This window comes from Sporosarcina sp. P2 (assembly GCF_002743255.1).
Lineage (GTDB): Bacteria > Bacillota > Bacilli > Bacillales_A > Planococcaceae > Sporosarcina.
Window position 1 is genome coordinate 1 of sequence record NZ_PDYY01000024.1, and the last position, 11,721, is coordinate 11,721.

Here is an 11,721-nt window from a genome sequence, read left to right on the forward strand (position 1 = left end):
CCACTAACTTAATCAGATGACGCTTTAAATTATCATCAATTCGTTTTCTCATGTGGACACACTCCATTCAGTTTGTTTGTTCTTTTAATCCAAACACGCTCATTAGATTATGTCCACTTTTTATACTACCTTCACTAGCGGACATGGATAGAGCGGTTGGCGGTAAACATTGAGCGGTTACACATGAACTATGAGCGGTTACACGAAATAATGAGCGATACTCGCATTGTTCGATAAGTGGATCAATGTTGTCCTTTCTCCAGGTTGCGCGTTTTCACGCCACACTAAACATTGTCAACTAACTGTCACAGTTACAATGATCGAAATTTGCCATCATCTATGATAGACTGTTTTCATATACAAAACATGCACCAAAATGAACAAGCACGCAAATTTGAGGAGGAATATCATGTATCCACAACTATCAACTGAAGTAGCAGAAAACGAAGCACTCGTAACGATGAACACAACAATGGGACCAATCAAAATAAAACTTTTTAAAGAGCGCGTTCCAAAAACAGTTGAAAACTTCTTGACTCACGCAGAGAATGGCTACTACGACGGTATTATTTTCCACCGCGTTATTCCTGAATTCATGATCCAAGGTGGAGATCCAACTGGAACAGGAATGGGCGGAGAGAGCATCTACGGCAACACATTCCAAGATGAGTTTACTATGGATCTATTCAACTTGCGCGGCGCTTTATCTATGGCGAACGCTGGACCCAACACAAACGGTAGCCAGTTCTTCATCGTACAGGCTTCTTCAGCAAACGCTTCAGCATCACAATTGAAACAGGGTGGATGGCCTGAAGAAATTGCAGCTGCATATGAAGAAAACGGTGGAACACCACACTTGGATCAGAAGCACACTGTATTTGGTCAAGTGTTAGAAGGAATGGACGTTGTCGACAACATTGCCAATGCAAAAACTAACCGCGATAATAAGCCAAACGAAGAAATTAAAATTGAATCAATCGAAATTATCCAAAAGTAATCGTATTTGATTCGTAGGGGGAAACTAGCATGGACTTCGTTCTATTAATGCCGTTTCTTTATTTTCCTGAAGATAAATCAGAATACATCCCAGCAGCAATCTCTTTCGTCATCTTCATGACGCTAATGCTGTTCGTATTTCGTTGGATTATCAAGAAATCCAAACAGCAGGAAGAAGAAACGAAAGAGCTTGAACAACGTATTTTAAAAGAACGACAACAACATAACAACTCGGGACATCCCATCGATTGATCGGGATGTTCTTTGTTAATCAGTCAGTCTCGTAAATTACCAAAATACCTCCAACTGTTCTCTTACTAGCTGTTGTGCTATCATTAAAAGAAAACACAAATCAGGTGACGAATCATGCAAACCATTGAAATGAATAAAAAAGCAGTCTCACTTCTTAAGCAATGGGATCCATTCCAAGAGGGGGAATATGCATATGGTACAGAAATCACTGAAATAGTGACGAAACTCCATCATGTAGATCATCCAGCAGACTTAGCTAAGTATATTCGCGATATCTATGAGCACGCCCATGAAATTTGGATACCATTAGAGAACTGTATGGACATATCCTATAAACTGATTGCTGTTAAATATGAAGCCAAATCAATCGTTACATATTGACTACTTCACGCCATCTATTCAGATGGCTCTTTTTTTGTTCAAAACATCAAAATATGGTATACTATGAAGCGGCCTTAGTGGCAGACTAGATACTACTTTAGATTGGGAGCTGTTTGGCATGTCTCACAAATTTGCAGTAGGAGATGAGCTGACCGGAAAAGTTACCGGCATACAGCCGTACGGTGCGTTTGTAGCGCTGGATGCCTCAACGCAAGGATTAGTGCACATCTCTGAAATCACGTATGGATTCGTAAAGGATATTCATGAGTTTTTGGAAGTTGGACAAGAAGTTCACGTCAAAGTATTGGATGTGGATGAAGGGGCTAGTAAAATCAGCTTGTCGATCCGTGCATTACAGGAACCACCAAGTTCTTACCTGAATCACTCTCGTTCTCGTCAATCATTGCAAGAACGCGTGGATCAGCAAGACGCTGATGGTTTTAATTCACTGAAAGATAAACTACAAGGATGGATTGAACAATCCGGACGTTAATAAAAGGACAGACGTAGAAGTGGTAAGTACTTTTACGTCTGTCCTTTTTGTCTTTGAAATTGCAATCGTTACTACTTATCTAGTCCTTCAGTTTCCTCAATCGATACTGCAAGTTCTGTCTACTCATACCGAGAGAGCTCGCAGTTTTTGTAATGTTATGATCATGTAGCTCCATTGCTTTTTGAAGATAATACTTCTCGGCTTCACGTAAATACTGATCAAACGGTACTAGCTTTGAATCACTTTGAACGATAAAATCTCTTGGTTGTGAAGCGTCATTCGCTGTAGATTCTATCTTTATCTTAAATTGCAGAGGTAACATGTCAAAAGTGAGCGTATTTTCTGTTGTACGCATGGATGAGACTTCATCGAGAAGCAGCTCGAGCTCTCGCAAATTCCCCGGCCATCCGTATGCGATAAGTGATTCTCTTACCTTTTCATCGATTTTCGTCAATCCTGTCCCTAGCGATTCTATTCTACTCTTTAAATACGATTCAGCAAAAGGGATAATATCTTCCGGACGCTTTCGAAGAGGAGGAATCCTAATGGTGAAAGAGGCGAAAAAGTAGTAAAGCTCTTTTAGCAATGTGCCCGATGCGATAAGCTCGACTGGATCATCCCCGATACTTGCAATAAATTGATGACTGGATGTTTTCTGTAAGACAAACAGCAATGCCTGTTGCAAAGAGATCGATAAACTATCGATACGTTCGCAAAATAACGTCATAGACGGTTGCTGCTGCAACGTTTCTTCGAGTTGTTGAATGATATCTGTATCCGCATGTAGACAATGGAAAGTATGGAAAACCCTCTCGTTTTCAACTGATCCATAGTGAATAGCCTCAGCAAGATTATCCTTCCCTACACCTGTTTCTCCAATTAATAAAACTGGTAATCCAGCCTCTGCTGCTTTCTCGGCGGTGGAAATGACCGATTTCATGACAGCTGAATGGGCAGTAATTTGAGTGAATGTAATCGGTCCGCGATTTTTACGCAATGGTTGTAAAACAAATCTTTCCAATGCGGTAATATCTTGAGCGAACTCAATCGCACCGATTAACTCTTGTTGTTCATAAATAGGGTACGTGTCATTCATCGTCGTGATTTCTACTTTATTCGTATTCCAATATCTCTGCTTCACACGCAATTGCGGTTCTCCACTTTGTAATACTTTCAATAACGTACTCTCATTTTTATCAAAGTTAAATAACTCCAAAATGGAATGATCTTTTATATCTTCAAGATTTAATCCTTCAATGTCCTTCATTTTACGGTTATAGACAATGGTTCGTCCTGAATGATCCACAGCGTGTATACCGATATTTGCATGGTCTACTGCAAACTGATTGCATATATTCAATAATTTTTCGTATGTTTTCAATTAAAACACCTTCCTACTGTATGTACTATCGTATTTCAGTCGCCAAGTTAATAGAATTTAAAAATAATTACAATAAAAAGCTTGCAATGTGCAACGTTTTCTTGCATCATTATAAATGTAAACGCTACCAAATGCAAATAATTTTTGCGTTCCAATTATAAAGGGGGATTTGATTCCAAATGATTCCATACAAACACGAACCGTTCACTGATTTTACAGTTAAAGAAAATCGCCAAGCGTATGAAGAAGGCTTAACAGTTGTAGAAAGTTATCTAGGACAAGATTATCCGCTAATTATCGGTGGCGAACGCATAATGACAGACAAGAAGTTAGCATCCACTAACCCTTCTAATAAAAAAGAGATCATCGGCAATGTCTCGCAAGCTAGTCGTGATCTAGCAGAACAAGCGATGAATACTGCGAAAGAAACATTCAAAACGTGGAGAAAAGTCAAGCCGGAATTTCGTGCGGATGTATTATTTAAAGCGGCTGCAATCGTTAGGCGTCGTAAGTTTGAGTTTTCTGCACTGCTTACAAAGGAGGCGGGAAAGCCTTGGAATGAAGCGGATGCAGATGTTGCTGAAGGTATCGACTTTATGGAATATTACGCCCGTCAGATGCTTAGACTAAAAGAAGGTATGCATGTGGAGAGTAGACCAGGTGAATATAACCGATTCGATTATGTACCACTTGGTGTAGGGGTAGTGATTTCACCATGGAATTTCGCATTTGCGATCATGGCGGGTACAACAGTAGGTGCACTTGTAACAGGAAACACCGTCCTGTTGAAGCCGGCTTCCACAACAACGGTCGTTGCCTATAAATTTATTGAAGTACTGGAAGAGGCGGGAATGCCAGCTGGTGTCGTCAACTTCATCCCAGGATCAGGTTCTGAGATTGGTGACTACTTGGTCGACCACAAGGACACTCGTTTCGTTTCATTCACTGGCTCACGTGAAGTAGGTACACGTATTTTCGAACGTGCGGCCAAAGTACATGACGGTCAAATTTGGTTGAAACGTGTGATTGCGGAGATGGGCGGTAAAGATACGATTGTTGTCGACAATGAAGCGGATTTAGAATTGGCTGCGCAATCTATCGTATCTTCATCATTCGGATTCAGTGGCCAAAAGTGTTCAGCGTGTTCCCGTGCGATCATTCATGAAGATGTTTACGATGAAGTAGTAAAGCGCGTAGAGGAAATCACGAAGTCATATAACTGGGGCGATCCAATCGATGGCAACAACACAGCGGGTCCAGTTATTGACCAGGCAGCTTTTGATAAAATCATGGATTATATTGAAATAGGCAAGCAAGAGGGACGTCTCATTGCGGGTGGTACTGGTGACGATTCGAAAGGATACTTCATTGCGCCAACCGTATTCGCAGATGTGGATCCAAATGCACGAATTTCCCAAGAAGAAATCTTCGGTCCAGTCGTGGCGCTTTCAAAAGCTTCATCGTTTACAGAAGCGATTGAATTTGCAAACGATACAGACTACGGTCTAACAGGTGCGGTCATTACGAAGAACCGACACCATATTGAGCAAGCTCGAGAAGACTTCCATGTAGGTAATCTATATTTCAACAGAGGTTGTACAGGCGCTATCGTTGGATACCAGCCTTTTGGCGGTTTCAACATGTCTGGTACTGATTCAAAAGCCGGCGGACCTGATTACTTGCAACTGCATATGCAAGGGAAAACGACATCCGAGATGCTGTAAATCGTTGAGGTGAATTTGAAGGAGTGAACAAATATGACGAAAACGACTAATGTGATTGAGAAAACAAAAAAATATGGTGCAAATAACTATAATCCGCTACCCATCGTTATTTCTGAAGCGGAAGGTGTTTGGGTAACAGATCCTGAAGGTACTAAATATTTGGATATGTTAGCTGCTTATTCTGCGCTCAACCAAGGACATCGCCATCCGAAAATCATTCAAGCGCTGAAGGACCAAGCGGATCGTGTAACGCTAACTTCCCGTGCATTCCATAATGATCAATTAGGTCCGTGGTATGAAAAAATGGCAGAGCTTTCGGGCAAAAACATGGTTTTACCTATGAACACTGGCGCAGAGGCAGTGGAGACAGCTTTAAAAGCCGCGAGACGCTGGGCGTATGATGTGAAAGGCGTGGCAGGCAACCACGCAGAAATTATTGCATGTGTAGGAAATTTCCACGGCCGTACACTGGGGGCCGTTTCCTTGTCATCCGATCCTGAATATAAAAAAGGATTCGGTCCTTTGCTACCTGGAATCAAGTTGGTAGAGTACGGGGATATTGATGCATTGAAAGCAGCTATTACTTCCAATACAGCTGCTTTCCTAATTGAGCCGATCCAAGGAGAGGCTGGAATCATTATTCCGCCTGAAGGATTCATGAAGGAAGCTTCGGAATTATGTAAAGAGGAAAACATTCTCTTTATAGCGGATGAAATTCAAGCAGGACTCTGTCGTACAGGCGAAATGTTTGCTTGTAACTACGAAGGCGTGACGCCAGATATGTATATCCTTGGCAAGGCGCTCGGCGGAGGAGTATACCCAATTTCCTGTGTACTTGCGAATGATAACGTCCTAGGTGTATTCAATCCGGGATCTCATGGATCAACATTTGGTGGAAATCCAATGGCGTGCGCAGTATCATTAGCGGCAATTGAAGTGTTGGAAGACGAGGAGCTTGCGAAACAATCCAAGGAATTAGGAAATTATTTCATGGATGAACTGAAAAAAATATCACATCCTGCAATTAAAGAAGTGCGTGGACGTGGATTGTTTATTGGAATGGAATTAACCGAACCGGCACGCCCGTATTGTGAAGAGCTAAAAAAGTTAGGTTTATTATGTAAAGAAACACATGATACAGTGATTCGTTTCGCTCCACCATTGATTATTACGAAAGATGAGTTGGATTGGGCGTTGAAAAATATTCGCACAGTATTTAACAAGTAAGTAATACGCTACCATCGAGATTTTACATTACGAAAAAATTCGAAAAAGATTTGGAATCGATGAGTGGATGTTTGACTATGCTCGTGTTATAATGTGTCCGTGAAAGACAAAAACAAACAAAGAGGCGAGCCATACAATGACAGAAAACCTGAATCTATTTACGTCTACACAAGTTGTTATAAAAGATGCACTTGAAAAGCTAGGCTATGATGAAGGAATGTATGAACTATTGAAAGAACCACTTCTAATGGTAGAAGTACGTATTCCTATCCGTATGGACGATGGAAAAGTGAAAGTATTTACTGGATACCGCGGTCAACACAATGATGCTGTGGGACCGACAAAAGGTGGAATTCGTTACCATCCTAACGTTAGTGCGGAAGAAGTAAAGGCACTTTCTATGTGGATGACACTTAAAGCAGGAATTGTAGACTTACCATATGGTGGTGCTAAGGGCGGCATCATATGTGATCCGCGAGAAATGTCGATGGGCGAATTAGAACGTTTGAGCCGTGGCTATGTGCGTGCACTTAGTCAGGTAATGGGACCTGCAAAGGATATTCCTGCACCGGACGTCTTTACGAATTCACAAATCATGGCATGGATGATGGATGAATATAGTAAAATTGATGAATTCAACTCACCTGGTTTCATTACAGGGAAGCCAGTCGTACTTGGCGGTTCACATGGCCGCGAGCGCGCAACAGCTGAAGGTGTAACGATCATTATTAATGAGGCGGCAAAACGTCGTAATATTGATATGAAGGGTGCACGTGTAATCATCCAAGGATTTGGTAACGCAGGCAGTTTCCTATCTAAGTTTTTACATGATTCAGGCGCGAAAGTAATCGGTATTTCCGATGCGTACGGTGCATTGTATGATCCGGATGGTTTAGATATCGACTATCTACTTGATCGTCGTGACAGCTTTGGAACAGTCACTACATTATTCGACAATACGCTAACAAATGCGGAATTACTCGAAATGGAATGTGATATTCTAGTTCCAGCGGCAATCGAAAATCAAATCACAGAAAAAAATGCTCATAATATCAAAGCGAACATCGTAGTGGAAGCAGCTAACGGTCCAACTACTTCGGAAGCGACAAAAATCCTAACAGATCGCGGTATTTTACTAGTGCCTGACGTATTGGCCAGCGCTGGTGGTGTAACGGTATCGTATTTTGAATGGGTTCAGAATAATATGGGGTATTACTGGTCTGAAGAAGAAGTACGTGAAAAAATGACAGCGAAGATGGTTCAAGCGTTTGAAAATGTTTACAACATCGCAACTACACGTAATATCGATATGCGTTTAGCAGCATATATGATTGGTGTACGTAAAACAGCGGAAGCAAGCCGTTTCCGTGGTTGGGTATAAAAGTGATAAAAGGCATCTCCTCGAGTGTGAGGAGATGCCTTTTATATTTGTTTGATGGATGAAGTGGATTGGATCTCTTCGGTAGATTTCGGTTCCCCTTCTCTGCGCCAATACGTAAACAGAACTTGTAACGCCATGAGACCAGATAATCCGATTACGATATAAAGGAAGCGTGCTAATGGCTGGTAAGCACCTTCTGTTAGTTGTGCGATGACATCAAAACGGAAAATCCCGACAACGCCCCAGTTTAATGCGCCAATTAACGCAATTGCTAACGTAACTTTTTGCAATGTTTCCATTTTATCTCCTCCTATGAAAAGTATATCCTGTTTTTAGAACACTATACTTGCATCGTTAATACATCTTTTTCATAATGGGAAGTAAGAAGAAGGAGGCATACGATGTGGATAATTTTATTTTCAACAATCCGACTAAATTAATATTCGGCAAAGATCAACTGCAGCATTTACCTGAAGAACTTGAAAGATACGGTAAAAAAGTACTCTTAGTATACGGTGGAGGCAGCATTAAACGTAATGGCTTATATGATGAGATCATGACATTATTGAACGACAATGATTTTGAAGTAGTAGAGATGCCGGGCGTTGAACCGAATCCCCGACTGTCAACAGCTAAAAGAGGCGCAGATCTGTGTAAAGAACATCATATCGATGTGATTATCGCAGCAGGTGGTGGTTCTGTTATAGACTGTACGAAGTTGATTGCTTCTGCAGCGAAATACGATGGTGATCCTTGGGACTTCGTAACAGGCAAAGCAACACCTAAAGAAGCATTGCCATTTGGAACGGTGCTGACGCTTACTGCGACTAGTTCAGAGATGAATGCGGGTTCTGTTATTACTAATGAAGAAACACAGGAGAAATATGGATGGGGCGGACCGTTAAACTATCCAAAGTTCTCTATATTGGATCCTGAATATACATTGTCAGTACCGCTCGATCAAACGGTCAATGGTATTGTTGATACGATGTCACACATGTTAGAGCAATACTTCCATACTGCAAATAATGCTGCGCTCCAAGATGAACTATGTGAAGCGGCATTGCGTTCCGTTATGAAGACTGGAGAGCAGCTCGTGAAAGATCCGGGGAACGTAGAGCTTCGCGAATCCATGATGTTTGCAGGAGTTTGGGGATTAAATGGTTTTCTATCGATGGGTACAAAAGGGGATTGGGGTACACATACTATCGAACACGCTGTCTCTGCTGTCTACGACATTCCTCACGCTGGCGGTTTAGCGATTTTATTCCCGCACTGGATGAAGCAAACATTCCCGAAAAATTCACAACGCTTTGTTCAGTTGGCGGTTCGTGTATTCGGAGTAGATCCAGCTGATAAGTCGGACGAGGAAATTGCGATTGAAGGAATCGACTCTTTAAGTGCTTATTGGAAGAAGATTGGCGCACCTGTTACGTTAGCTGATTATGATATTGATGACTCTAAATTGGAGTTAATGGTAGAAAAAGCAGTTGTGAATGGGCCGGTCGGTAGATTCGCTCAATTATCCAAAGATGAAGTTTTCACTATATTGAAGGCTAGTTTGTAACCTCTATAATCATTTGTTAATTGCATAAAAAAGACTGAAAGCATAGCCAGTACAGGGTTTGCTTTCAGTTTATCACGTCAGGTCACGTCGACTTGGCGTTTTATTATGGATAAATAACAAGTTCTACTGATTCTACATAGGAAAGCGTAGTGAGTTCTATGTAGAGTGCGGAGGTAGACTTTTTAGGGTGTGCCATAAGTTTGAATTGCAATTCGTGGTGATATTGGCGTTCAGGTGTCTGAAATTGTTTGATACGCATATGGTCAATTTCCATATGTTCTTCATTCAAGTACCTGACGAGATCGTCAATTTTAGACTTTTGAGTAATGATGACCGTACAATTTGCTTCTTTAGTGCGCAAGCGTTTAGGGCCGAATCTGCCTAATAAAGGCGCTACTAGCTCGATGACGATCATTACACTCACTACAGTGAACAATGCCTCGATATAGAAGCCTGCACCTACCGCGATACCAATTCCCGCTGCCCCCCAAATCATGGCAGCTGTAGTAAGCCCGGTAATATTATCATTGTCCCTGCGCAATATAGCTCCGGCACCTAGGAACCCGACACCACTGACGATTTGTGCAGATAGTCGCAAAGGATCCATTGTAATATTAATATCATTACGAGCGGGGACTAAATAAGCGGCTTCCATTGAGATGATTGTCAATAGACAACTGAAGGTAGCGATGACTGCACTCGTTTTTAGTCCAATAGGTTTTTTTTTGATCTCACGCTCCACGCCCATAATGATACTTAGTACTAGGGCGATACTGATTTTTATTAATGCTTCTCCATTAAATGAATCGGCAAGGATCGTTAACATAAATTATCCCCCTTCACTTACAAAATAGGAAGATTACCTATATACTCTCTTTTATACGGCAATCGATTGGTACATGCCTCTTCTTCTATTGTAATGGGAAGAGAGATAGAAAGAGAAGTGATATTTTGAATAAACCGCTAATACATCCCTATATACCCATTGCGATTGGTGTCCTAACTATTGGACTTTCCGCAATCTTTGTGAAAATGGCTACTGCAGATGCAGGAGTCATCGCCTTTTATCGTATGTTCTTTTCAGTTGTTATTATGCTTCCGTTATTTTTAATTTCTTATCGTAGCGAACTCAAGTCGTTAACAAAAAAGGATTGGCTGTTTACTGCGAGTTCAGGAATCCTTCTAGCAGTTCATTTTATCCTGTGGTTCGAATCCTTAAACTACACGTCAGTTGCCAGCTCGACTGTATTAGTGACGCTGCAACCAATTTTTGCTTTAGCAGGTACCGCATTGTTCTTTAAAGAAATCATTACAGGAAAGATGCTGACTGCTGTTTTCATTGCATTAACAGGAAGCTTCATTATTAGTTGGGGAGATTTTCAAGTAAGTGGAGCTGCGTTATTTGGAGATATACTGGCATTACTCGCTTGTGCATTCGTTACCGCATATTTATTAATAGGTCAAAATGTGCGTAAAAGAATATCACTCGTGACGTATACCTTTCTTATTTATTCCGTGAGTTCGGTTGCACTATTTTTCTATGTGCTCATCACGCAAGAACCTTTCTTCGGATATCCCACTTCGGATTGGGGATGGTTTCTAGCTTTGGCTATCTTACCGAATTTGTTGGGGCATACGTTATTCAACTGGGCAGTCAAATGGGTGAGCACAAATGTCGTGTCGATCGCCGTTCTGTTTGAGCCGGTACTCGCTTCAATTGCTGCGTTTTTTGTGTTGCACGAAAAAATAACTTCTCTACAATTAAGAGGTGCAATCGTTGTCCTGATAGGGGTGTTGCTGTTTGTTATTGATATAAAAGCAATAAAGAAAAAACTATTTACGAAAAACACTTGATTTCTCTATACGATCTATTGTATATTAGTTCTTGTCGCTTCGGACATAATCGAAAACAACATAAAAAAACTTTTTTAAAAAAGTTGTTGACTTCGACAAAAACCGAGTGTAAGATAGAGAAGTCGCTTTTATACGACTAACAAACACGAACCTTGAAAACTGAACAGCAAAACGTTAACGAAATACAGTTTGCGCACCTCACGGTGACACAAACAAAATGAGTATCTTAATTGATGCCAGCAAATGAAACTCGAGCTAATCGAATTTTCATTTTACTGACTGGCAAGATGTAGTGAAGTACTAGGAGATGAAGGAGAGAAGGAGGGAGCGCACTCAGGTACGTGACCGACTGATCGACTGAAATCGACGACGTAATTCGCTGCAGATTGTCTGTCAGTCTTATGGAGAGTTTGATCCTGGCTCAGGACGAACGCTGGCGGCATGCCTAATACATGCAAGTCGAGC

The 11,721-nt window shown here is 41.3% G+C and carries 12 protein-coding genes and 1 rRNA gene; 10 read left to right on the top strand and 3 right to left on the bottom strand.

Features of this window, described 5'->3' with window-relative positions; all coding sequences use genetic code 11:
- Positions 1-409 precede the first annotated feature (409 nt).
- The 4 genes from CSV67_RS16225 (at position 410) to yugI (ending at position 2,122) form a co-directional block, all read left to right on the top strand.
- Positions 410-997, top strand: a complete 588-nt coding sequence (locus CSV67_RS16225; RefSeq protein WP_099632629.1) for a peptidylprolyl isomerase — start codon at positions 410-412, stop codon at positions 995-997.
- 29 nt (positions 998-1,026) lie between these two features.
- Positions 1,027-1,248 carry a hypothetical protein gene (locus CSV67_RS16230; RefSeq protein ID WP_099632630.1) on the top strand — a complete coding sequence of 74 codons (222 nt, stop codon included), beginning with the start codon at positions 1,027-1,029 and terminating at the stop codon, positions 1,246-1,248.
- Positions 1,249-1,362: 114 nt separating this feature from the next.
- Positions 1,363-1,629 (top strand): DUF1871 family protein, encoded by a 267-nt coding sequence (locus CSV67_RS16235; protein ID WP_099632631.1) that lies wholly within the window; start codon positions 1,363-1,365, stop codon positions 1,627-1,629.
- A 118-nt stretch (positions 1,630-1,747) separates the two neighbouring features.
- A complete protein-coding gene (gene yugI, locus CSV67_RS16240) occupies positions 1,748-2,122 on the top strand; it encodes a S1 domain-containing post-transcriptional regulator GSP13 (protein ID WP_029054404.1) in 375 nt (124 codons plus the stop codon).
- Positions 2,123-2,201: 79 nt separating this feature from the next.
- On the opposite strand, the gene CSV67_RS16245 is transcribed toward yugI, so the two are convergent.
- Positions 2,202-3,503, bottom strand: coding sequence for a sigma 54-interacting transcriptional regulator (locus tag CSV67_RS16245; protein WP_233192645.1), 1,302 nt, complete (start codon positions 3,501-3,503; stop codon positions 2,202-2,204).
- 179 nt (positions 3,504-3,682) lie between these two features.
- Between CSV67_RS16245 and pruA the strand changes: the two genes are divergently transcribed.
- The 3 genes from pruA (at position 3,683) to CSV67_RS16260 (ending at position 7,835) form a co-directional block, all read left to right on the top strand.
- Positions 3,683-5,227 carry an L-glutamate gamma-semialdehyde dehydrogenase gene (gene pruA, locus CSV67_RS16250; protein WP_099632632.1) on the top strand — a complete coding sequence of 515 codons (1,545 nt, stop codon included), beginning with the start codon at positions 3,683-3,685 and terminating at the stop codon, positions 5,225-5,227.
- Between the two features lie 33 nt (positions 5,228-5,260).
- A complete protein-coding gene (locus CSV67_RS16255) occupies positions 5,261-6,454 on the top strand; it encodes an ornithine--oxo-acid transaminase (RefSeq protein WP_099632633.1) in 1,194 nt (397 codons plus the stop codon).
- Positions 6,455-6,590: 136 nt separating this feature from the next.
- A complete protein-coding gene (locus tag CSV67_RS16260; RefSeq protein WP_099632634.1) occupies positions 6,591-7,835 on the top strand; it encodes a Glu/Leu/Phe/Val family dehydrogenase in 1,245 nt (414 codons plus the stop codon).
- Between the two features lie 41 nt (positions 7,836-7,876).
- Here CSV67_RS16260 and CSV67_RS16265 read toward each other — a convergent pair whose 3' ends face one another.
- Complete coding sequence (locus CSV67_RS16265; RefSeq protein WP_099632635.1) at positions 7,877-8,134, bottom strand: DUF378 domain-containing protein; 258 nt, start codon at positions 8,132-8,134, stop codon at positions 7,877-7,879.
- A 104-nt stretch (positions 8,135-8,238) separates the two neighbouring features.
- Here CSV67_RS16265 and CSV67_RS16270 point away from each other — a divergent pair, with 104 nt between their 5' ends.
- The gene (locus tag CSV67_RS16270) at positions 8,239-9,402 is read left to right on the top strand and encodes an iron-containing alcohol dehydrogenase (RefSeq protein ID WP_099632636.1); all 1,164 of its coding nucleotides are present in this window, start codon (positions 8,239-8,241) and stop codon (positions 9,400-9,402) included.
- Positions 9,403-9,505: 103 nt separating this feature from the next.
- Here CSV67_RS16270 and CSV67_RS16275 read toward each other — a convergent pair whose 3' ends face one another.
- Positions 9,506-10,228: an MgtC/SapB family protein gene (locus tag CSV67_RS16275; protein ID WP_099632637.1), complete on the bottom strand. Its 723-nt coding sequence runs from the start codon at positions 10,226-10,228 to the stop codon at positions 9,506-9,508.
- Between the two features lie 125 nt (positions 10,229-10,353).
- Between CSV67_RS16275 and CSV67_RS16280 the strand changes: the two genes are divergently transcribed.
- Complete coding sequence (locus tag CSV67_RS16280; RefSeq protein WP_099632638.1) at positions 10,354-11,256, top strand: DMT family transporter; 903 nt, start codon at positions 10,354-10,356, stop codon at positions 11,254-11,256.
- Between the two features lie 398 nt (positions 11,257-11,654).
- Positions 11,655-11,721 (top strand): 16S ribosomal RNA (locus CSV67_RS16285); the annotation flags it as partial.